Below are 23328 nucleotides of genomic sequence, written 5' to 3' on the forward strand. Positions count from 1 at the left end.
ATTTTTTAGAAAATACCATAACCTAAACAAAGATGGAAAATACATGTTATGATTTCTCACATAGTTTTCAATTCATGTAGGCTGACAGCTGTACAGGACAATATTTAAAGCCTGGCATCTTACTGTGAGGATCTAGGTCATCACCAATTAATTGATTAATGGATTGATGTTTGCTCCAGTGAAATGGTACAAACACTGTATCTTTTCGAATGGTGTCTGATATGTGGCATCTCATGATGACACGACCTCTTTTCGACTGGATGATGATGAGCTCCCCGGCCTGAAAGCCATACGTTTTCGCGGTGTCAGGATGAAGCTCTGCATAAGCTTCAAACTGCCGGGCAACAAGAGAGGTACTTTTTCTTGTTTGAACCCCTGTTTGGTAGTGAGCCATCACCCTGCCGGTCGTTAAATAAAGAGGGTATTCTTGACTGACTGGTTCCTTTGCAACCTTTTGCTTGTGCGCGACGACTGCAAACTTTGCTAGACTGTCAGAGTGTGAGAATTCATGTTCAAATAATCTTTCTGTTCCTGGATCTTCTAAATTCGAACAAGGCCACAGTATGCCTTGCTCTTTCCTCAGCCTTTCATAGGTCATACCGGAATAATCAGCTTTTCCTCCTTTCGATGCAGCCCTTAATTCCTCAAAAATATCTTCTGCTGATGAAAAGGAAAAATAGCCGCCTTTGCCTAATACAGCTGCTATGTCACAAATGATTTGCCAATCGTGCTTTCTTTGATGCTTGAGTGGATATGTTGCTTCTCTGAGCGTAACGCGCCCCTCTACGTTTGTCATGGTACCTTCGTCCTCTAAATATGACGAAGAAGGTAAAATGACATCTGCCAGCTCAGCAGTCTCTGAGACAAATAAATCAATCGCCACAAAAAAGGATAACTGCTCGATCGCTTTTTTAATAAAGCTCGCTTGCGGGCCAGATTGAACAGGATTAGAGCACATTAAAAAGAGCGCTTTTATCTCACCTTCCTGCATTTTTTCAAACATTTCAAAAGCAGACACGCCTTTTCCAGGCAGTTCTTTTTCATCGATGTTCCATATTCCTGCGATTTCTTTTCTGTGAACAGGGTTTGTGATATCACGATAACCTGGAAGCTGATCTGCTTTTTGTCCATGCTCTCTTGCCCCCTGTCCATTTCCCTGTCCAGTAATCGCACCGTAACCGCATCCAAAGCGACCGATCTTCCCAGTCACAAGCAGAATATTCAGGAAATTACGAACGGCTGCTGTTCCGTCTATTTGCTGCTCAATGCCTCTTGCGGTGAGAATCATGCCTGTCGATTCTTGGGCAAATTTCCTCGCTATTTTTTGAAGGACTTCAGTCGCCACACCGGTCTGCTCAGCGATGTCTGACAGAGAGATGCGCGAGACATACTCCTTTAATTCTTGGAAACCTGACGTTCGTTTTCTAGTAAATGCTTCATCTATTAAGTTTTCATGAAGCATGATGTGCAATATGCCATTAGCCAGCGCGGCATCTGACCCTGGTTTAAGGCTTACATGTAAATCGGCTAATTTGGCTGTCTGTGTTTTGCGCGGATCGATGACGATAAGAAACGCTCCGTTCTTTTTTGCCTCTTCGATGTAAGGTATGAGGGTTGGCTGACATTCGGCTATATTCGTTCCAACTAATATCAACACCCGTGTATGCTTAATGTCACAAAGAGGAAACGTGAGACCACGGTCAAGTCCGAATGTTTGGTTAGCTGCTGTTGCTGCCGACGACATACATAGTCTTCCATTGTAATCAATGTATTTCGTTTTCAGTGCCACCCTTGCAAACTTTCCGAGTAAGTAAGCCTCCTCATTTGTAATTGATGCGCTTCCGTACACACTGATGGCATCATGGCCATGCGCGAGCTGAAGGGCTCCAATGTTTGTTTTGATTTCGTGAAGTGCCTCCTGCCATGTCGCTTTGACAAATTGTCCGTTTCTTTTGATGAGCGGGTGATTCAATCGTTCCCGGTGCAGTGCGTGCTGGTGTGCATGCTGTCCTTTCATACAAATTCTTCCGAGCGTGGTTGGATTGTGAACGCCAATCGTTTGATAACGTGTTCGACCTTCCATATGCTGCTCTACTAATTGCATTTTGCATTGCATACTGCAAAATGGACATTGGGATGGAAACACTCGCTTTCGCTCTTGCAGTTCTGACTTTTGCTGCGCATATTGTAAAAAAGACTGACTCATACCTTCACATCCTTTTGTCCTACATTCCCTTGTCTGCTTTGGTCAAATTGCTCACAGAGCTCTTCTCTCATGTCCTCATCAAGCAATTTTTCTCGAATGGAAATGTCGCCATACCGGAGAAGCCAATTCCCAATGGATTCCTCAAAGTATGCACTTTTTCTATAATCTTCGAGCAGCGCTTTTAAAAAAGGAATCAGCTCACTTGAATGAGGTAAAGCGTAAAAAAGCTGACCGGCCTTAGGATGACGCACGTCGCCTCCTAAATAAATGTTCCACTCATCCAGCTGTTTCTTGATACAGATGTCATAGATTGGGCCGAGTTTACACGTGCAGGAAGAGCCGGTTACATGAATTGATGTGACTGCTGGTAAAAGCGTGTCTTCTAATTGTCTTTCCATCTCCATGACAAGTGTAGTGACAGCTGGCTCGTGACGACAATCACATGAAAGGACATGAGATAGCCTCCTTCTCTCTTTAGGTATGACCCGGTAATGTTCTTTTACGATCTGTGCGGCCTGCTCTGAAACGCCGATGAGCCGAATTCGTTTATGCTCTGTCAGCTCCACCTGCTGAATCTGATTTTTCTCTAATAAAGAGGTGATGATGTGCAAGAACTTCAGATCAAGACGGCCTCCATATAACTGAGGAATCAATGTATGCTCTTGACCGGATGCGCTGTCATTTTTCAGGTGGTCTTGAAACTGCTCGAGATAGTATGGAATGGCTGCTCGGCAGATGTCGCAGCCATTATCTGTTTTCCAATCGAAGTATTTTCTCATTTCCTCTCCATTCACCGGCTGTTGTTTTTTTATAAATGAAAAAATGGTCTGTTCATCTACATCTGTACATGGACAAAAAGAGGTCAGCACTTCCGCTTGTTCATTTGATGATAACTGACAGCAAGCACGGACAAGCTCTTGACAGCCCCCACAGCCGGTTGCTGCCCCTGTCTGTTTTTTGATCTCTTCCAGGCTTGTCAGCTGATGGACCGATATGCTTTTTAAAATGGCTCCTTTTGTAACCGTTTGACATTGGCAGACGAGGTCTTCCATTTGTAATGTATCTAGAGGGGATGGCTGCTCTTCATGAAGAAATTTCATGACCACACTTTTATCACGCCCCACTTTTACATCTTGAAAAAGCTGATCGGCTTTCTCCAGCTGACCAACTAATAAAACGCCTTTTAGGGCATCACGTTCAAACACGAATTTTTTATATACTTCTTGTTCTTCGTCTAAATAGGTCACCACCGAAGTATATGGGGAACGGTTCTCAATACATCCGGCAGAATAGATGGGCATGTCACTTGTTTTTAATGTTGTTGAGTAAATGTGATGAGGTGCATGTGTTATTTGTTCGCCTAATAGATGCTTGGCAAGCACGCTTGCTTGTTCATAAATGGGCTGAACAAGACCGTGCACCATTCCTTTGTGCTCTGCACATTCCCCAATGGCATAAATATTCGGGACATTTGTTTGCATCACGTCATTGACGACAATAGCTTTTCTAGTGTGAATGCCGTGATTTTTTGCAAGCTGTATATTCGGACGGATACCTGTAGTGAAAACAACGAGATCAGCATCCACGATGTCTCCATTTTTCAGTAGAACGCCTTCTACCCTCTCATCTCCTAAGCATGCAATTGTATGGGCATTTGTTTTCACCTGAATGCCTTTACGCGTTAATTGTTGATGTAATAGGCAGGCAGCTGTTTCATCTAATTGGCGCTGCATGAGCCACTCTGTATGATGAATGATGGTTGTCTCAAGTCCGGCAATCTGTAGTCCAGCCGCCACTTCCACGCCAAGCACACCGCCTCCGATCACTGCTGCACGTTGATAACGCAAGGAATCAGCGTGAATGGCCTCATAATCATCAATCGTACGAAAAGCGTAAATCCCTTTTTTGGACACGCCCTGAATAGGCAGGAAATAAGGTGATGACCCTGTTGCGATCACCAGCTTGTCATAGGGAATATTCCGGCGCGCATCTGTCATGATGCATTGCCGATTTGTATCGATGTGCACAACTGTTTCCCCTCTGTACATCGTGATGTCATGCCTCGTGTACCATTCTTTTTCCTTTAGTTCAATTTGAGATAATGATTCGCTTTTTTGTAAAATCGACGAAAGTTTTATTCGATTGTAGGCAGGGTGCTTCTCTTTTCCAATGATTGTAATGAAATAGTGTTCTGGTTGCTTTTGAACGATCTGCTCGATACATTTCATACTCGCCATGCCGTTTCCGATAAACACGAGTTTGCGTTTTGCCATGTGTGATCAACCTTTCTAAGCCTCTTGCTCCAAAACATTAGTATGGCTAGATTATGGCACACAGCTGTAAAAAAGTGTTTATTCATGTCAATTTTTCTAACATAATACTTTCATTACGTTAATGAACCCGCTATCTTTAAGTCAGAAAATTCAAAAATATAGGAGGCGTTTTATGAAACTCTCAGAGTTAAAATCAAGTGGTCATCCTAAGACATTGTTTGGTTCATTTTTATATTTTGATGTGAGCTTTATGATTTGGGTTTTATTAGGGGCGCTGGGGGCTTTTATTGCGCAAGATTTTGCTTTATCGACAATGGAAAAAGGTATGATTGTCGCAATTCCGATTCTATCTGGTTCTTTCTTTCGGATTATGCTGGGCTTATTAACCGATCGAATAGGCCCTAAAAAGACTGCGGTGATGGGAATGCTTTTAACCACCATTCCGCTCATTTGGGGGTTCATCGCTGGTACAACCCTTTCGGAGCTTGTGCTGATTGGTATTTTGCTAGGAGTGGCAGGGGCAAGTTTTGCTGTCGCTTTGCCAATGGCAAGCCGCTGGTATCCTCCTCATTTACAAGGAGTAGCCATGGGGATTGCGGGCGCCGGAAATAGCGGAACACTGATCTCCACGCTATTTGGGCCAAGACTTGCCGAGATTTACGGGTGGCATGCAGTGATGGGGCTCGCCCTTATCCCGTTAAGTCTTGTCTTTTTGTTTTTTATTTTCACGGCAAAGGATGCACCAAATCAGCCTGATCCTCAGCCGCTTCGGTCGTATTTTTCAGTATTTCAAGTAAAATCAACATGGTTTTTCTGTTTACTTTATGCGATTACCTTCGGAGGGTTTGTCGGGCTTTCAAGTTTTCTAAGTATTTTCTTTGTGGATCAATATGGGATCTCGAAAATACATGCCGGTGATTTTGTGACTCTTTGTGTTGCTGCGGGCAGCTTCTTTCGACCTGTTGGCGGTCTCATTGCTGATAAAATAGGTGGAATGAAGGCACTGCTTGGATTATTCGCAGTCATCGGCATTTGCTTAGGAGCAGTGAGCAGTCTTCCAGCTTTACCTGTGGTCATTGCGCTTTTATTTGTCGGGATGATGTGTCTTGGTATGGGGAATGGGGCTGTTTTTCAGCTGGTGCCGCAGGTGTTCCATAAGGAAATTGGCATTGTGACTGGGATTGTTGGTGCGGCGGGCGGCATTGGCGGATTCTTTTTACCAAATGTTCTTGGCAGTTTCAAAGAAATGACTGGCTCGTATACGTTTGGCTTTTTAACCATTTCACTTATTGTGCTTGTCGTCTTTCTTTGTTTAGTCGTATCGCAGCTTAAACGTAAAAAAGTGATCATCAATCACACCATCTCTGAATCATAAAAAGCCATGACCACCCTTTGGTCATGGCTTTTCTCTATATGTGTAAACACCCTTTGTTTGACCTATTTTGGCAGAACCGAACTCCCCATTAAATAACGGTCTACCTCGTGTGCCACTTGTCTGCCTTCGTTAATTGCCCAAACAATCAGACTTTGGCCGCGTCTTGCATCTCCCGCTGCAAATACGCCTTCTACATTTGTTGTATATTCCCCATATTTTGCGTCAATGCGATTGTTTTTGCTGTCCACGCCAAAGTGTTTCACTAGTGGCTGTTCAGTTCCCTCAAAACCAATTGCAATAAAGACAAGCTGAGCAGGCCATACCTTCTCTGTTCCTGGAATCTCATGAAATTCAAACTTCCCATGTTCGTTTTTCACCTTTTCCATTTGAATGGTATGAAGCTCTTTTAATTTCCCATTTTTATCTGCCACAATCTTTGTGGTTTGAATCGAATATTGACGCGGGTCTTCTCCGAATTTTGCTTGTGCTTCTTCATAAGCATAATCGAGCGAGAAGACATAAGGCTGCTCTGGCCACATGTTATCCCCTACACGTGTATCTGGAAGCTTTGGATACTTTCCGAATTGAACAACACTTTTTGCTTTTTGGCGAAGCGCAGTTGCTACGCAGTCAGCACCTGTATCTCCTCCGCCAATGACAATCACGTCTTTTCCTTTTGCATCAATGAAATTTTTATCTTTAAATCCTGAATCAAGCATGCTTTTTGTTGCGAGTGTTAAATAATCCATCGCCAGGTGTATCCCTTTTGCTTCACGGCCTTCGATTAATAGGTCGCGCTGCTTTTGTGCACCTGTACAAAGGATGATCGCATCAAATTGCTCTTTTAGCTCATCGGCAGTGATATCCACACCAATTTCTGTGTTCGTGACAAAGTCAATGCCTTCTTGTCTTAAAAGTTTCACTCTGCGCTCAACGACTTCTTTGTCCAGCTTCATATTCGGAATGCCATAGGTGAGCAGTCCGCCAAGACGATCAGATCGTTCGAACACTGTTACTGCGTGTCCTGCTTGGTTTAATTGATCAGCACTTGCAAGTCCTGCTGGCCCTGAACCGACAATCGCAATCTTTTTCCCTGAACGGCTTGAAGGAATTCTTGGTGTAATCCATCCATTCTCGAAGCCTTTATCAATGATCGTGCGTTCGATATTTTTAATCGAAACAGCTGGATCATTGATGGCGACTGTACATGAGCCTTCGCAAGGCGCTGGACATACTCTCCCAGTAAATTCAGGGAAATTGTTCGTTTTTTGCAGTCTTTCAAGCGCTTCTTTCCATCTCCCGCGATAGACAAGGTCATTCCACTCTGGAATTAAATTATAGATCGGGCAGCCAGATACGCCGCCCCTGATTTCCATCCCAATTTGACAAAACGGTGTTCCGCAATCCATACATCTAGCACCCTGCTTTTTTAATACCTCATCTGTATAAGGAGCTGAATATTCTTTCCAGTCATTTTGACGAGTGAGAGGGTCACGTTCATTTGGCTTTTCTCTTTTATAATCCATAAAACCTGTTGCTTTGCCCATTGTCCTCTCCCCTTTCTTAATGAGCGAGGGCTGCTTTTTGCCCGTTTGCCGTTTCTTTATTTTTCGGTTTTGTATTTGCTTCAAAAGCGAACATCACTGCTTCTTCATGACTGAGGCCCGCTTGTTTTTGTTCTTCAATGCTTTGAAGCATCATTTTGTAATTTCTCGGAATGATCTTAATGAATTGGTCCTTTTCTTGCGTCCAGTTTTCTAGAAGTGCTGATGCTTTTGAGCTGTTTGTATAATCAAGATGCTCTTTAATCATTTGCTTCACTTCTTGTTCTTCCTCATGATCTGTAAGCTTTTCAAACATGATCATTTCCATGTTACACATTCTTTTAAACTGCTTCGCATCAGATGTATGCACGTAAGCCACACCGCCAGACATGCCTGCACCAAAGTTTTTCCCGACGTTCCCTAAAATCACAACACGTCCGCCAGTCATATACTCACAGCCGTGATCCCCAATTCCTTCAACGACCACATTGACACCTGAATTACGAACAGCAAATCGTTCACCTGCACGCCCGTTAATATAAGCTTTTCCGCTTGTCGCACCATAGAATGCGACGTTTCCGACAATCACGTTTTCATGTCCATTTTGCACAAAGTGATCAGAGGTTTTGACAGCAATTTTGCCTCCGGAGAGTCCTTTGCCGATATAGTCATTTGAGTCACCTGTTAAATATAAGGACATGCCCTTTGGCACAAATGCGCCGAAGCTTTGTCCAGCTGAACCAGTGAAACGCAGTGTAATCGTATCCTCTGGCAATCCTTCTTCCCCGTAGCGCTTAGACACTTCACTGCCAGTAATCGTTCCGGCCACACGGTTGATGTTGCGAATGTTTAGTGATAGATCAACCGGTGTTTGATGATTCAGCGCTTCCTGTACATAAGGGAGGATCTCATTCATATCAAGTGATTCATCAATTTTATGATTTTGCGGTGTTCTGAACGTTCGCGCCCCTTCTGGTTGATAAAGCAGTGTTTCAAGGTTTAGCTGCCCTGCTTTCCAGTGAGCTTTTGCTCGTTCACTGACCGCTAGAACGTCTGTGCGCCCAATTAGTTCATCCATTGATCTAAAGCCAAGTTCAGCTAAGATTTCTCTTACTTCCTCTGCAATAAACATCATGAAGTTCACAATGTGATCAGGATTACCCATGAATTTTTTACGAAGCTCTGGATTTTGTGTCGCAACACCGACCGGGCAAGTATCTAAATGACATGCTCTCATCATCACGCAGCCTAAAACGACTAGTGGAGCTGTCGCAAAGCCGTATTCTTCTGCTCCTAAAATCGCAGCCATGACAACATCGCGGCCTGTCATTAACTTTCCGTCAGTTTCAAGAACCACTCTCTCGCGAAGACCGTTTAAGACAAGGGTTTGATGCGCTTCTGCCAAACCGAGCTCCCAAGGAAGTCCTGTATGTTTAATACTTGTTTTCGGCGAAGCCCCTGTGCCGCCATCGTATCCGCTGATCACAATGACATCCGCAGTACCTTTTGCTACACCTGCTGCAATGGTGCCAACGCCAGCTTTAGACACAAGCTTGACACTAATGCGGGCATCACGGTTCGCGTTTTTCAAATCGTGGATCAGCTGAGCCAAATCCTCGATGGAATAAATATCATGATGCGGTGGTGGTGAAATCAGGCCGACACCTGGAGTAGAACCTCTTACATCTGCGACCCAAGGATATACTTTATTTCCCGGAAGCTGTCCGCCTTCTCCAGGCTTTGCTCCTTGTGCCATTTTAATTTGCAGTTCATCTGCATTGACCAAGTAATGACTCTTAACCCCAAAGCGGCCAGAAGCAATTTGTTTGATCGCACTTCTGCGATCATCGCCGCGTTCATCTACTGTAAAGCGAGCAGGATCTTCGCCGCCTTCCCCGCTGTTACTTTTACCGCCAATTCGGTTCATCGCAATGGCAAGTGCCTCATGCGCTTCCTTACTTAATGAACCAAATGACATCGCACCCGTCTTAAAGCGTCGTACAATCGATTCAGCAGATTCTACCTCTTCAAGAGAAACTCGCTTTTGTTTTGGATGAAAAGCGAATAGATTTCTAAGGAAGCCGATTCTTTCTTCATCCGCTGCCTTTGTATATTGCTTGAATAGGTCATAATCTTCGTTGCGGCATGCCCACTGAAGGGTATGAATCGTTTTTGGATTAAAGGCATGATGCTCTCCATTTTTTCTCCATTGGAATTCACTGCCTGATTCGAGTGTTTGGTCAGTAGCTGCCTGATACCCTGCTTCATGACGAAGCTTTGCCTCACTAGCAATGGTGTCAAGATCGATACCGCCAAGCTGCGAAGCTGTTCCTGTGAAATACGCCTGAATGACGTCTTCACTAATGCCGACGGCTTCAAAGATTTGCGCCCCTCTATAACTTTGCACAGTGGAAATACCCACTTTAGACATGACTTTGACTACACCCTCGGTCACGCTTTTGCCAAACTTTGTGACAGCTTCATCAAAGCTGATGGAGATCGCTTCTTCTTCAATCAGCTGTTTGTACGTTTCATAGACAAGATATGGGTGGATCGCATCTGCTCCATAGCCAATCAGTGCAGCAAAATGATGGACTTCTCTTACTTCTCCAGATTCGACGATCAGACTCACCTTTGTTCGTAAGCCTTGACGCACAAGATGCTGGTGAAGTGCACTTAACGCAAGAAGTGGTGGAATCGGCACTTTTTCTTCCGTCATTTCACGATCTGAAAGAATCAATAAAGATACGCCCGCGCGAATGGCTTTTTCCGCCTCTTCAAACATCGCATCCAGCCCGCGTTTTAGATCATCGGTGAAAAGTGTATGAATCGTTTTGCTTTTAAAGGCATTGTGAACAATCGTTTTCAAGCCGTTAAATTGCCCGCTCGTTAAGACGGGTGTATAAAGTTTAATTCTTCGGCATGAATATTCATTTGGATGTAAAATATCTCCCTCAGCACCTAACCAAGTCATGGTTGATGTAACAAGCTGCTCACGAATCGCATCAATCGGCGGATTCGTCACTTGTGCAAACAGCTGTTTGAAATAGTTAAAAAGAGACTGCGCACGATCTGATAACACAGCAAGCGGTGTGTCACTTCCCATTGAACCAATGGGGTCCTTGCCTTCCTCTAGTAAAGGAATTAAATACTTTTGAATGTCTTCATACGTATAATGGAAAGCACGCTGACGAGTCAATACATCATCCATTATACTAGAATTTTCTGAATTTTCTTCAGAGCGATTGACATGGACCATTTCTTCATCGAGCCACTTTTGATAAGGAAGCTCATTCGCAATCGTCGATTTCACTTCTTCATCAGAAATAATTCGTCCTTCTTCTAAATCGATTAACAGCATTTTGCCCGGCTCAAGACGGTCTTTATATTTGACATCTTCTTCATTGGTGTCGACCACGCCGACTTCAGAAGAGAAAATGATATGATCGTCATTTGTGACATAGTATCTTGCCGGTCTTAATCCGTTTCGGTCTAAGATGGCCCCAATTTGTTTACCGTCAGTAAAGGAAATCGCTGTTGGCCCGTCCCAAGGCTCCATGAGAGAACTATGGTATTCATAAAATGCCCGTTTCTCTTTCGACATGTGCGTATTTTCAGTCCAAGGCTCAGGTATGAGCATCATGGCTGTATGAGCAGGAGTACGGCCTGCAAGTACAAAAAATTCAAAGGCATTGTCTAAAATGGATGAATCACTTCCGTCTGCATTCAGCACTGGCAAAATCTTGTCTAAATCGTCTCCGAAGGCTTCAGACACGAATTGTTGTTCCCTTGCTCTCATCCAATTGATGTTTCCTCTTAATGTGTTGATTTCTCCGTTGTGAATTAAGTAACGGTTTGGATGCGCTCTTTCCCATGTAGGAAATGTATTTGTACTAAATCTTGAATGAACAAGTGAAAATGCAGAAACAAATGTTTCATCCTGTAGATCAAGATAAAAAGCATCGACTTGATCTGATGTTAAAAGCCCCTTGTATACAATGGTTTGACTCGACAGGCTGACAAAGTAAAATTGTTTCTCCTCTGCTGTTCCCCAGTTTTCAGCCTGCTTACGAATGACATATAATTTTCTTTCAAATGACAAACGATCTGTTACGTTGTCGTTTGCCCCGATAAAGACTTGCCTGACAACCGGACAGCTCTTCGCTGCAACAGTACCAATTTTCCCAGCATCGACAGGAACCGTTCTCCAGCCAATTAATGTTTGACCTTCTTGCTTAATGAACCCGTTGATTTTCTGTTCGATGGCTTGACGCGTTTTTTCATCATCATCTTTTGAAAAGAAGACCATCCCTACCCCGTAACGGCCCTTTTCAGGAAGTGCAAATTCTTTGCAGTTCTTTCTAAAGAAAGCGTCTGGCAGTTGTACCATTAAACCTGCACCATCACCTGTATACGGATCACTGCCTTGCCCGCCGCGGTGATCAAGCTGGCACAGCATTTGTAATCCCTTTTTGACGATGCTATGTGTCGCCTCCCCTTTTAAATGGGCGTACAGTCCGATTCCACATGCATCATGTTCAAATTCAGGACGGTAGAGACCTTGTGGTTGTGGTAGTTGATTATAAGTCATCGTTTCTCTCCCCCGTTTAAAAGATCCGTTTTTTCACAGTAATAAAATCTCACAAACTCTGTAACTTATTTTAAGTTTTCAAATTAATATAAACAATATATAATTTAGATCAAAACAATCTCTTTTTGAGATAGATGGGTGTGAAGTGCAAAAATGGAGCTTCGTCAGTTACGTTATTTTGTAGAAGTTGCGGACCGTGAACACGTGTCAGAAGCGGCTGAAAACTTACATGTTGCCCAATCTGCCATCAGCCGGCAGATTGCCAATTTAGAAGAAGAACTTGGAGTCGCTTTATTCGAACGAGAAGGACGAAATATTAAATTAACGAAGATTGGCAGACAATTTTTAGATCATGTCAGAACTGCACTAAAGGCCATTGATTACGCAAAAGAGCAAATTGATGAATACTTAGACCCGCACAAAGGAACGGTGAATATTGGCTTTCCTACAAGTCTAGCAAGCCAAGTACTTCCTTCTGTCATATCCGCATTTAAGCAGGAATATCCAGAGGTCGATTTTTTACTTCGTCAAGGATCCTATAAATTTCTCATTGAAGCTGTCAAAAATCGAGATATTGATCTCGCTTTTTTAGGACCTGTACCGACAAACGATCCGCAAATAGAAGGAAATATTTTGTTTTCAGAAAGCATTTATGCCCTTTTGCCTATTAGCCACCCCTTTAGCGGGCAAAGAAGTATTCATTTAAGTGATTTGAGAAAGGATCATTTCGTTTTATTTCCTGAAGGGTATGTGCTAAGACAAATTGCGGTAGATGCTTGTAAGCAGGCAGGCTATGAGCCCACCATTTCATCTGAAGGAGAAGATTTGGATGCCATTAAAGGTCTCGTGTCAGCTGATATGGGCGTTACCTTATTACCCGAAAGTGCCTTTTATGAAACAACACCACGATTTACAGTGAAAATTCCGATCGACTTTCCGCAAGTGAGAAGAACCGTTGGTATTATCGCGTCTAAGTCTCGAGAGATGTCTCCATCTGCACATGATTTCTATGTGTTTGTAAAGGATTTCTTTTCAAAAATTGAACAATATAAATAATCCATTAAAACAAGACATTTCATTTGTAGAAATAATCCCTCTTTGTATATGATGGGTTACAGAACAACAGACTATATGGAAGAAAGGTATTCGTATGAAATCAATTTTATCGTTTTTAAAGCCATACCGGCTATCCGTTGTGTTCATTGTCATCCTCACCTTTTTAAGCAGTATGCTCCAGCTGTATTTACCGACTTTAACGGCAGATATCGTAGATGTCGGGATCGTACAAGGAGATATCGCTTACATATGGAAGGTTGGCGGCTGGATGGTTGCCTGTTCTTTACTTGCCATCCTGCTCACGATTTGGAAGTCTTACCTGTCATCAAAGACTGCGCTTGGCTTCGGCCGTGATATGAGAAGACAGCTGTTCGTTCATGTCGAACAATTTTCACTAGAAGAATTTCAAAAGATCGGGACGTCTTCCTTTATTACAAGGTCAACAAATGATGTGAAGCAAGTCCAAGATGTCACGATCATGATTTTACAAATGATGACGAGAGCTCCTCTCATGCTTGTAGGCGGAATTATTTTAGCAGTCTCTCGAGATGCTGTCCTGTCTCTTATTTTTTTAGCAGCCCTTCCCCTGCTTGGCGGGTTTATCTATTTGGTTTCAAGAAAAGCCATACCGCTATTCGGACAGCTTCAGAAAAAAACGGACCGTCTGAATTTAATTATGAGAGAATCTCTTTCAGGCATCCGGGTCATTCGAGCTTTTAACCGGGTCGATGATGAAAAGGCACGTTTTCAAGAAGCCAACACATCCTATAAGGATACTGGGCTCAAGGTCAACAGATTAATGGCATACTTGTTTCCATTTATGCTCATCATTATGAACTTCACGAATATTGGCATTGTCTGGCTTGGTGCAAACCGGATTGATGCCGGAGAGATGGAAGTCGGGAATCTCATTGCCTTCATTCAATATGCCATGATGATTTTAATGGCACTCATTATGCTGTCAATGAGCTTTATTATGGTCCCAAGAGCACAGGCATCAGCTAAACGCATGAACGAAGTGTTAAACATGGAACCGAAGATTAAAGACAAAGAACAGTCTGTTACCAAGCTTCATCAACCCGCACAATCCATTCGCTTTGAGGATGTCTCATTTTATTACTCAAATGCTGAAAAACCGGTCGTTCAAAACATTACGTTTGAAGCCAAAACTGGCGAAACGACTGCCATAATCGGCAGTACAGGTTCCGGGAAAACGACTCTCCTACAGCTGATGACGCGCTTTTACGAAGCGACAGAAGGACGGATAACACTAGATGGTGTAGATATCAGAGAGCTGCCCCAAGAGAAACTGAGAAGTCAGATGGGCTATGTCGCTCAAAAAGCTGTTTTATTCAGCGGAAGTATTGCCGATAATGTGCGCTTTGGCCGGCAGGATGCAAGCGATGAAGACATTTGGAAAGCGCTGCGAACCGCACAGGCTGAGGAATTTGTTTTGCAGAAAGATGGCGGAATCGATGCTGAGATAGACCAAGGTGGATCAAATCTTTCTGGTGGTCAAAAGCAGCGGCTTTCCATTGCAAGAGCACTTGTCAGAAAGCCCTCATTCTATCTGTTTGACGATAGTTTCTCTGCACTTGATTACAAAACGGATGCGAAGCTTCGTGCATCATTAGAAGCCGAAAAAGAGCATGCAGCCCTTATCATTGTCGCCCAAAGAATCAGTACAGTGAAGCATAGCGATAAAATCATTGTGCTAGATGAAGGGAAAATTGCAGGTATCGGAACACATGAACAATTAATAAAGGACAATCTTGTGTATCAAGAGATTGTCGCATCACAGGAAGGTCAGGAGGTGGACCAAGGATGAGTAAGAAAATGTCTTCTGGAATGGGACATAAAGGCGGTCACCCTAGGGGAACGGTCGTAAAACCGAAGGAATTTAAGAAAACACTTCTTCGTTTGACTGGCTATTTAAAACCGAGGAAATTTCAGCTGATACTTGTACTGATTGCAGCGATCGGTTCAACCGTCTTTAGCGTGATTAGTCCTAAACTACTCGGGGATGCCACCTCTTCCCTGTTTGAAAGCTTTACACAAGGAACAGCCGTTCAATTTGATGTCATTTCACGCATTTTATTGCTGCTTGTCCTGTTATACGTCGTTGCCTCTCTCTTTTCATTCGTCCAGCAATACGTGATGGCAGGTGTTTCCCAACAGACCATTGCTGAATTACGGCAAGAAGCAAATGACAAGCTCACACGTCTCCCCCTTCGTTATTTTGATAAAACAACCCACGGGGACACGCTGAGCCGTGTGATGAACGATATCGATAATATTAATACATCGCTTCAGCAGGCACTCACCCAAGTGATTACATCTGTGATTACGGTCATTGGGATTGTCGTCATGATGCTTTTCATTAGTCCGTTACTCACCTTGCTTGTTTGTTTGACGCTACCACTTAGTCTATTTGCGATTCGCGGCATCACGTCATTTTCTCAAAAGCATTTTAAGGCGCAGCAAAAAGAGCTCGGTATGATCAATGGGCATATTAATGAAATGTTCACAGGACATCAGACCGTTCGTGCGTATGGCTATGAAAAGAAAGCGATTGATACATTTGATCAATTAAACGAAAAGCTGTATGAATCTTCTAGGAAAGCACAGTTTATTTCCGGTTTAATGATGCCAATAATGACCTTTATCGGGAACCTTGGCTATGTGGCAGTCAGTGTAGCCGGCGGTATTCTTGTCATTAACGGGAATATTCGTGTTGGGGATGTGCAGGCGTTTATCCAATACACGCAGCAAATGTCTCAGCCGCTTGTGCAAGCATCAAGTGTCGCAAACTTAGTTCAATCTGCGATCGCTTCTGCTGAAAGGGTCTTTGAAATCCTGGATGAGGAAGAAGAAAGTGCCGAAGAGGATGCGGTGATTGATCTTGAATCACTTTCAGGAGATGTGACCTTTGAACAAGTTCAATTCGGATATGAGAAAGATCATCCGATTATTAAAGATTTGAATTTACATGTAGAGGAAGGACAAACGGTTGCCATTGTCGGGCCTACAGGCGCGGGAAAAACAACCATCATCAATTTATTAATGCGTTTTTATGAATTAGATCAAGGCTCCATTCGCATTGGCGGTGTCAAAACAACCGATCTCAGCCGTCAGCAAGTACGGGACTTATTTGCGATGGTTCTTCAGGATACGTGGCTTTTTGAAGGGACGATTTACGACAATATTGCATATGGCAGGCAGCATGTCTCAAAAGAGGATGTCATCAAAGCCGCCAAACATGCCTATGCAGATGATTTCATCCGCACGCTTCCAGACGGATATGACACGCTCTTAACAGAAGATGCAGGTAACCTTTCACAAGGTCAGCGTCAGCTGTTAACCATCGCCCGTGCGATTTTATCTGATCCGAAGATTTTGATACTAGATGAAGCGACGAGCAGCGTGGATACGCGGACAGAGATGCACATTCAAAAAGCGATGAATGACCTGATGAAAGGCAGAACGAGCTTCGTCATTGCACACAGACTTTCAACGATCAAGGATGCCGACCTCATTTTAGTTATGAAAGATGGCACCATCATTGAAAAAGGAACTCACAGTGAACTTTTGAAAGAAAAAGGCTTTTATGCTGACTTATATATGAGTCAATTTGCAGAACATCAAGTAGGTTAAAATCAAAAAAAGAGGATAGTCAGCATGGAAAATGCGTGTCTATCCTCTTTTTCATTTCTTAATCTGCTCGTTTTTTCACTTTTACACTGAGTTTTGTCATATACTCTGCTTCATTTTTAGACATGAGCGAATGAAGCAAATATTCCTCAAATACATCTCCATCCAGCACCATGTCCTCTTTCTCGATGTCAGCTAACAGACGTGAATAGGCTGATTCGAGCTCTTCATATGTTCCTTGATCATACATGACCGCATAGAGGCCGGCAGGTTTTTGGACTGCACCTGGTCCTTCCATTCGGCAAAACAGCACATCTGACTGATGAAAGTGACGATGAAGAAACTGCTCCTTTTTTAAAACGGAACCATTCGCCGCAGCGCCTTTAATGCCAATTTCCTTTAGAAATTCTCCTACAATTCGAGATATTTCTTCTACAGGCGTGTTCAAATCAATCGGATGTGATGCACTTAGTATGACCGGTTCTTCTGGCAGTTCTTGAAACAAGACCTCCCCTGTCTTCACAGATGATAATTCATTCGTCGTCTCAATCACGCGCAAAAGAAAAGACTGGATATCCTGAAGTTTTTCAATCTCCTGCTTGACCTTTTCAACTTGTTCGGTCGCAAGGCTTTGAAGTCTGTCCCGGGAAGGCTCTGTGAAGTATTGTTTTAATTCTTTAATAGGAAATTGAACAGCTCGAAGGGACTGAATAGCAATGAATTGATCAAATTGCTCGAGAGTATAGTAACGGTACCCATTTTCATGGACCCCAGCCGGCTTAAACAAATCGATTTTATCATAATAAAGCAGCGTATCTTTCTTCACATCGAATAACTTTGCAAATTCCCCAGTGAAAAATGTTTTTTGCACATCATTGATCATCTGCATGTCTCCTCTCTTGACTATGGAGTTACTCCATCCTTTATCATAACATGTAGCAACACCACTTACGTGGAGAAAGGATATAAAAATGAACAAAACATCTCGACATCAAGTCACATTATCACTTGCAAATAAAGAGGATTTCCCTTCTATGAAAAAAGAATTACAGGAGGCTTTTACAGCTGGCGTGATCGAGGCATTTGGCGATGCACAAGGTGGACCGATTCCTCCAGATGAAGCAATTGATGAATCCTTTCATGCGGCCGGGGCCCTTGTTTATCATATTTTGCTAAATGGTGAAAAGGCTGGAGGCGTTGTATTAAAAATCAACCCACAAACAGATCACAATTCGGTTGACTTACTTTACATCTCTTCATCATCACACAGCCGCGGCATTGGTCAGGCTGCATGGAAAGCTATTGAGGCTCAATATCCAGAAACCAAAGTATGGGAGGTTGTGACTCCTTATTTTGAAAAGCGGAACATTCATTTTTATGTCAATAAATGCGGGTTTCAAATTGTAGAGTTTTATCACTTACATCATCCAGACCCGAACTTTCCTCATACCAGTGATAAAGAAAATGACTCGTTAGCACCTGAGACATTTGAGTTCTTTAAATTTGAGAAAGTCATGAAGAAAGACTGTTCAAACGAATGAAAGTATTGAACTTATTAAAAAACACTACCCCATGAAGAAGGTAGTGTTTTTAACATTTATTCTCAGCTTCTAATCTGACCATCACCAGACAGAAGCAGCTTAGTTGTTGTAAGCGCAGGAAGCCCCATTGGCCCTCTTGCGTGCAGCTTTTGAGTGGAGATGCCTATTTCAGCCCCATATCCAAGTGCGCCGCCGTCTGTAAAGCGGGTGGATGCGTTATGATAAACCGCAGCCGCATCGACTTCGTTTAGAAACGTCAGTGCATTTTTTTCATCTTCTGTCACGATGGCTTCTGAATGTTTTGTGCCGTACTGGTCAATATGGTCAATCGCTTCCTCAATTGAATCGACTACTTTTACCGCAAGATCAAGACTTAAATACTCATCTGTCCAATCCACTTCCTCAGCAGAAACCGCATTTGAAAAGTAAAATTGTGCTTCCTGATCGCCATGTACAGTGACTTGATGGTGAAGCAGTGCTTCATTCAATGCTGCGCCATTCTCTTTCAGCCAATCACGATGAATGATTAGTGTCTCAAGTGCATTACACACAGCTGGACGATTCGTTTTCGCATTGATAACAATCTCAATGGCCTTATCGATATTCGCTGTTTGATCAATAAAAACATGGCAGTTCCCTGTTCCTGTTTCAAGGACTGGGATGGTTGATTCTTCAACAACTGTTTTGATTAAAGAAGCCCCGCCTCTTGGAATTAACACATCGATCCATTCCTTTAGATGAAACATCGCTTGAACAGATGAACGGTCTGTTTGTTCAATAAATTGGACCGCATCACGAGGGATCTTTGTATGATCTAATGCTTCATGAATGACGCTGACGATGGCTTTGTTGGAAGAAATAGCGGAGGAACCGCCTTTTAAAATCACTGAATTACCCGCCTTCAAGGCAAGTCCTGCTGCATCGACAGTGACATTCGGTCTCGCTTCATAGATCATACCGATCACGCCGAGCGGTACTCTTCGGCTTTTCACATGTAAGCCGTTTTCAAGAGTCCATTCATCCAATATTTCTCCAACAGGATCTGTTAATCTCGTCACAAGCCGCAAACTTTCAGCAAACTCATGAATTCTCTCCTCATTTAACATTAATCGATCCATCAATGCCTCAGAGAAGCCCTTTTCTTTTCCTGCGTCTAAATCCTTTTGATTCTCCTGTAAAATGAAGGTACTTTGCTTTTCTAACGCTTCAGCTATTTTAAGCAGCGCCTCATTCTTTTCCTCTGTTTGAAGTAAACCTAGTTTTTTTGATGCGTGCTTTGCTTTTTTCGCTTTTTCTTTGACCGATGTGACAACTTCAGCTGTCAGTGTCATGAAATTCCTCCCTTTTGGTTAGCAAACTGGTATAGATAAATCTAAATGACAAACAAATGCTTCAAGATCGACGACATGAACAACTTCATCTTGTAACAAGCCACTGTTTAGCGCGAGTTCGTCAGACGTATAATTCACAATGCCAAGCCCTATTTCTCCTCTATCTTGATCTAAAATACGGACGACATCGCCTTTTTTAAACGAACCCTTCACATCTACTATGCCATCAGAATCAAGGCTTTTCTCACGGTGCATGAGGTGCTCCTGTGATTTCTCTTGAACAACGATCTCGCCTTTTGGTCCAGAATGAAATGCGATCCACTGCTTCTTATAATTCAGCGGCGCTAAATTTTCATCAGCTGTAAAATAAGTGCCGTCCTCTGTGCCATTGATCGCTTTGTCTAAAATGTGCGGCGTATCCGCTTTTCCTAGAAAGCCATTGATGCCTGCGGCCATTGAAATTTTAAAGGCGTCGAGCTTCGATTTCATTCCGCCTGTTCCAACGCTGCTTCCTGCATCTCCAGCAGCTGCTTCGATGTCTTCAGTGATTTCTGTGACTTCGAGAATTCTCTTCGCATTCGGGTTTGTATGCGGGTTATCTTCATACAAGCCATCAATATCAGATAAAATGGCAAGGAAATCCGCATCAATTAGTCCAGCTACTTTTGCAGACAATGTATCATTATCTCCGAACCTCAGCCGATTGATCGTCACTGTATCATTTTCATTGATAATCGGGATGATGCCTCTATCTAATAACACATTCATGGTGTTTCGCACATTTTGATAGCGCGTTTCATCTGAAAAATCACTTCTTGTAATGAGAAGCTGTGAGGCAATATAACCGTGCGATAAAAATAAAGTGGAATATGATTCCATTAAAAGCCCTTGCCCAATTGAGGCAGATGCCTGCTTTTCTGGCAGTGTTTTGGGTCTATCGATAAATCCTAGTTTTCGGTAACCAGCTGCAACCGCACCTGATGAAACCAAAATGACTTCGTGTCCTTCATCTTTCAGTTTCACAATTTGATTGACGAGGTTTTCTAGTTTTTTTATACTAATCTCACCTTGAAAGCTAGTAAGAGAGCTGCTTCCGATTTTCACAACAATTCGTTTTCTCTCTTTATCTGCGTACACCTTATCACTCCTGTATTGAGGCTCTATTTATATCGTTACTTTTTGTTTTTGCTGTTCACTTATCTCTTTTGATCGATTGGCGGCATGTTTGACGGCCTGCTTGATTGCTTCTCCCCCGCCAAAATCGTCTAATGCATTCAGTCCTGCAGCAGTTGTTCCATTCGGTGACGTGATTTTTTCTCTTAGGACAGAAGGATTTTCAGCTGTTTCTTGAAGCATTTTCGCTGCACCGAGAAGTGTCTGTGCACCGATTTGGCGAGACATTTCCTTTGATAAACCTGCTTCTTCTCCTGCTTCTTCGATTCTTTCCATTAAGAAATAAAAATAGGCTGGCCCGCTTCCGGCAATTCCTGTGAAAATATCCATTTGCTCTTCCTGAATGGTATAGACTTCTCCCATTTCAGATAAAAGGGCCTGACTCATGCTCACATGTTCTTTTTTCACATAACGTCCAGCAGATAGAGCGGTCGCTGACGCCCCAATCGTACTTGACGTATTTGGCATCACCCTCATGACGGGCTGACCCCCATGCAGCATGCCTTCAATATACGATTGCTTAACACCTGCAAGTACAGACAAGATGAGCTGATCTGACTGAATATGAGGTTTTAATGATTCAAGTGCTGTTTCAGCATCCTTTGGCTTCATTGCCAGGATCAAGATGTCCATTTCTTCAAAAGGAAATGAGTCCATTGCGGCTGTTTGAATCCCGTATCGTTTCGTTAGTTCATTCAATCGAACTTGACTTTTTCTGTTTGTTGCGTAAATATGGTTGAGCGGTAGCTGTCCTGATCGCACAATACCTGCAATCATTCCTTCCGCCATAGAACCTGCTCCAATGAAAGCAACTTTCTTTTGATCAATGATATTGATCCTCTCCCTCGTTCGCTTTTTGTTCGTGTTTTTCCCACGTTAGTTATCGTAACATGATGAGAAATCGTGTCAAGAAAGAGCCGGCGCTTTTCAAAAGTCCCGAATGCATGGTGAACAGCTTGCTGTATGTATGTTAACCGTGTTTTTTCAAATCAGCAATTTAGATCAAAAGAACTATATGGATTTGATTCATAGTACCCTTTCGTTCGACTGAATTCACCATTTTATTTTTGGTTTCGGTGACTTCAATTCTATTTTTTAGAAAACGCTATCATTTTTGATGACTTTCTATTTTCCTATACGATGAATGTGCTTGAATATTTCGATTAGACTATTGACATATTTTAGAAAACATGTCCGTTGAAATGCAATTGTACTGGTGATACCGTGTAGGGGAAATCAAGTGAAAAAGGAGCGTTCATAATGAAAGTGAAAGAAAACTACGTCAATGTCATTCCAATGAAAGAAATCCGATCCACTGATGACCTTCTTTTCCCGTTCCCTATTTACAATGATTTACGTGCGCAGGGTGATATTAGATACGATGAGACTAGAAAGTGCTGGGATCTCTTTCGATATGCTGATATCCAGTCCGTTCTGAGGCAGCCAAAAGTGTTCTCATCACAGCGAGGAAGAAGCACGTCTAAAACGAGTATTTTAACAATGGACCCTCCAAAACATACAAAGATGAGAGCCCTCGTGAATAAAGCATTCACGCCAAAAGCGATCAAGCAATTAGAAGAAAAGATCAAAGACCTGACAAATGATCTATTAAAACAGGTCAAGGATCAACGTACATTTGATATGGTTCAAGATCTAGCAGCTCCCCTGCCTGTAATGATCATCGCTGAGCTACTCGGTGCAGAGGTAAAAGACAGAGAGCTGATTAAGAAACATTCTGATGCTCTTGTGGCAGGGGCTAAGGATGAATCAGAAGAAGCCATTCAGGCGGTTGTAGACATGCAGAAACGCGCAGAAGAAGAGCTGTCCGTTTATTTTGCTCATTTGATCCAAAAACGAAAAGAAACACCTGCTGATGATTTGATCTCTCTTCTCATTCAAGCGGAAATTGATGGTGAGCGTTTAACGGAAAATGAACTACTTGGCTTTTGTATTCTATTACTCGTTGCTGGCAATGAGACAACGACCAATTTAATCACAAATGCAGTACGACTGCTTACAGAGCAGCCTCATATCGCCGAATCAGTGCGGCAAGATCCTTCTCTTATTCCTCAATTAACAGAGGAAACATTACGCTATTATCCGCCTGTTCAAGCAATTGGGCGAATTGCAGCAGAGGATGTTGAGATCGCAGGCTCACGTATTGAAAAAGGAGACTACCTCATCAGCTGGGTTGCTTCTGCGAATCGTGATGAACGGAAATTCGAAGATCCTGATACGTTCCGCCTTGACCGGAAATCAAACCCTCATATGAGCTTTGGTTTTGGTATTCACTTTTGTCTTGGTGCACCTCTTGCCCGGCTTGAGTGTAATATTGCGCTTGATATTTTACTCCATACGTTTCAGGAGATCACCTGTGCAGCAGATAGGCTAAACCCAATTCAAAGCACGTTTGTTTTTGGGGTGAAAGAATTCCCAGTACAGGTTACCCGATGTTAAAAGTCCCTTTTAGGGGGGCTTTTTTTCATTTTCTTCAATTCATCATCTCTTTCTTACCTTCCATCTCCGAACATGCTAAAATATAGTCCATACAAAGCGATAACGGAATGCAGAAAGGAAGCCAAAAACT

General features: G+C 42.8%; 14 protein-coding genes. 6 read left to right on the forward strand and 8 right to left on the reverse strand.

Annotated features, from left to right (window positions below):
• Positions 1-67 precede the first annotated feature (67 nt).
• Complete coding sequence (nasC, locus tag NPA43_RS09200) at positions 68-2206, reverse strand: assimilatory nitrate reductase catalytic subunit NasC (protein ID WP_256498674.1); 2139 nt, start codon at positions 2204-2206, stop codon at positions 68-70.
• Positions 2203-4479 carry a nitrite reductase large subunit NirB gene (gene nirB, locus NPA43_RS09205; RefSeq protein ID WP_256498675.1) on the reverse strand — a complete coding sequence of 759 codons (2277 nt, stop codon included), beginning with the start codon at positions 4477-4479 and terminating at the stop codon, positions 2203-2205. The genes nasC and nirB overlap by 4 nt, the downstream gene beginning before the upstream one ends.
• Positions 4480-4651: 172 nt before the next feature.
• Here nirB and NPA43_RS09210 point away from each other — a divergent pair, with 172 nt between their 5' ends.
• Positions 4652-5854: a nitrate/nitrite transporter gene (locus NPA43_RS09210; RefSeq protein WP_256498676.1), complete on the forward strand. Its 1203-nt coding sequence runs from the start codon at positions 4652-4654 to the stop codon at positions 5852-5854.
• Between the two features lie 62 nt (positions 5855-5916).
• On the opposite strand, the gene gltD is transcribed toward NPA43_RS09210, so the two are convergent.
• Both gltD and gltB read right to left on the reverse strand, forming a co-directional pair.
• On the reverse strand, positions 5917-7401 hold the full coding sequence (gene gltD, locus NPA43_RS09215) for a glutamate synthase small subunit (protein ID WP_249705528.1): 1485 nt from the start codon (positions 7399-7401) through the stop codon (positions 5917-5919).
• A 16-nt stretch (positions 7402-7417) separates the two neighbouring features.
• Positions 7418-11989, reverse strand: a complete 4572-nt coding sequence (gene gltB, locus NPA43_RS09220; protein ID WP_256498677.1) for a glutamate synthase large subunit — start codon at positions 11987-11989, stop codon at positions 7418-7420.
• Positions 11990-12142: 153 nt separating this feature from the next.
• Between gltB and NPA43_RS09225 the strand changes: the two genes are divergently transcribed.
• From NPA43_RS09225 to NPA43_RS09235, 3 genes are all read left to right on the forward strand, one after another.
• Complete coding sequence (locus NPA43_RS09225; RefSeq protein WP_099727856.1) at positions 12143-13045, forward strand: glutamate biosynthesis transcriptional regulator GltC; 903 nt, start codon at positions 12143-12145, stop codon at positions 13043-13045.
• Positions 13046-13139: 94 nt separating this feature from the next.
• Positions 13140-14873 carry an ABC transporter ATP-binding protein gene (locus NPA43_RS09230; protein WP_099727857.1) on the forward strand — a complete coding sequence of 578 codons (1734 nt, stop codon included), beginning with the start codon at positions 13140-13142 and terminating at the stop codon, positions 14871-14873.
• Positions 14870-16699 carry an ABC transporter ATP-binding protein gene (locus tag NPA43_RS09235; protein WP_256498678.1) on the forward strand — a complete coding sequence of 610 codons (1830 nt, stop codon included), beginning with the start codon at positions 14870-14872 and terminating at the stop codon, positions 16697-16699. The genes NPA43_RS09230 and NPA43_RS09235 overlap by 4 nt, the downstream gene beginning before the upstream one ends.
• Before the next feature lie 58 nt (positions 16700-16757).
• Here NPA43_RS09235 and NPA43_RS09240 read toward each other — a convergent pair whose 3' ends face one another.
• Complete coding sequence (locus NPA43_RS09240) at positions 16758-17579, reverse strand: MerR family transcriptional regulator (RefSeq protein WP_256498679.1); 822 nt, start codon at positions 17577-17579, stop codon at positions 16758-16760.
• Positions 17580-17667: 88 nt separating this feature from the next.
• Here NPA43_RS09240 and NPA43_RS09245 point away from each other — a divergent pair, with 88 nt between their 5' ends.
• Complete coding sequence (locus tag NPA43_RS09245) at positions 17668-18237, forward strand: GNAT family N-acetyltransferase (RefSeq protein WP_099727860.1); 570 nt, start codon at positions 17668-17670, stop codon at positions 18235-18237.
• Positions 18238-18299: 62 nt separating this feature from the next.
• On the opposite strand, the gene NPA43_RS09250 is transcribed toward NPA43_RS09245, so the two are convergent.
• The 3 genes from NPA43_RS09250 to proC are packed head-to-tail and all read right to left on the reverse strand — an operon-like array spanning position 18300 to position 21530.
• Positions 18300-19568: a glutamate-5-semialdehyde dehydrogenase gene (locus tag NPA43_RS09250; protein ID WP_256498680.1), complete on the reverse strand. Its 1269-nt coding sequence runs from the start codon at positions 19566-19568 to the stop codon at positions 18300-18302.
• A gap of 18 nt (positions 19569-19586) precedes the next feature.
• Complete coding sequence (gene proB / locus NPA43_RS09255) at positions 19587-20705, reverse strand: glutamate 5-kinase (RefSeq protein ID WP_099727862.1); 1119 nt, start codon at positions 20703-20705, stop codon at positions 19587-19589.
• 27 nt (positions 20706-20732) lie between these two features.
• Positions 20733-21530: a pyrroline-5-carboxylate reductase gene (gene proC / locus NPA43_RS09260; protein ID WP_249705525.1), complete on the reverse strand. Its 798-nt coding sequence runs from the start codon at positions 21528-21530 to the stop codon at positions 20733-20735.
• A gap of 471 nt (positions 21531-22001) precedes the next feature.
• Here proC and NPA43_RS09265 point away from each other — a divergent pair, with 471 nt between their 5' ends.
• Positions 22002-23198 (forward strand): cytochrome P450, encoded by a 1197-nt coding sequence (locus NPA43_RS09265; RefSeq protein WP_256498681.1) that lies wholly within the window; start codon positions 22002-22004, stop codon positions 23196-23198.
• Positions 23199-23328 lie beyond the last annotated feature (130 nt).

This window comes from Bacillus pumilus (assembly GCF_024498355.1).
Classification (GTDB): Bacteria; Bacillota; Bacilli; order Bacillales; family Bacillaceae; genus Bacillus; species Bacillus pumilus_P.

Bases quoted from the DNA above. Each gene is read 5' to 3' on its own strand.
- gltD (WP_249705528.1), bottom strand. From the start codon at position 7,401: ATGGGCAAAGCAACAGGTTTTATGGATTATAAAAGAGAAAAGCCAAAT.
- nirB (WP_256498675.1), bottom strand. From the start codon at position 4,479: ATGGCAAAACGCAAACTCGTGTTTATCGGAAACGGCATGGCGAGTATG.
- NPA43_RS09235 (WP_256498678.1), top strand. From the start codon at position 14,870: ATGAGTAAGAAAATGTCTTCTGGAATGGGACATAAAGGCGGTCACCCT.
- NPA43_RS09245 (WP_099727860.1), top strand. From the start codon at position 17,668: ATGAACAAAACATCTCGACATCAAGTCACATTATCACTTGCAAATAAA.
- NPA43_RS09225 (WP_099727856.1), top strand. From the start codon at position 12,143: ATGGAGCTTCGTCAGTTACGTTATTTTGTAGAAGTTGCGGACCGTGAA.
- gltB (WP_256498677.1), bottom strand. From the start codon at position 11,989: ATGACTTATAATCAACTACCACAACCACAAGGTCTCTACCGTCCTGAA.
- NPA43_RS09265 (WP_256498681.1), top strand. From the start codon at position 22,002: ATGAAAGTGAAAGAAAACTACGTCAATGTCATTCCAATGAAAGAAATC.
- NPA43_RS09230 (WP_099727857.1), top strand. From the start codon at position 13,140: ATGAAATCAATTTTATCGTTTTTAAAGCCATACCGGCTATCCGTTGTG.
- proC (WP_249705525.1), bottom strand. From the start codon at position 21,530: ATGGCGGAAGGAATGATTGCAGGTATTGTGCGATCAGGACAGCTACCG.
- NPA43_RS09240 (WP_256498679.1), bottom strand. From the start codon at position 17,579: ATGATCAATGATGTGCAAAAAACATTTTTCACTGGGGAATTTGCAAAG.
- nasC (WP_256498674.1), bottom strand. From the start codon at position 2,206: ATGAGTCAGTCTTTTTTACAATATGCGCAGCAAAAGTCAGAACTGCAA.
- NPA43_RS09250 (WP_256498680.1), bottom strand. From the start codon at position 19,568: ATGACACTGACAGCTGAAGTTGTCACATCGGTCAAAGAAAAAGCGAAA.
- NPA43_RS09210 (WP_256498676.1), top strand. From the start codon at position 4,652: ATGAAACTCTCAGAGTTAAAATCAAGTGGTCATCCTAAGACATTGTTT.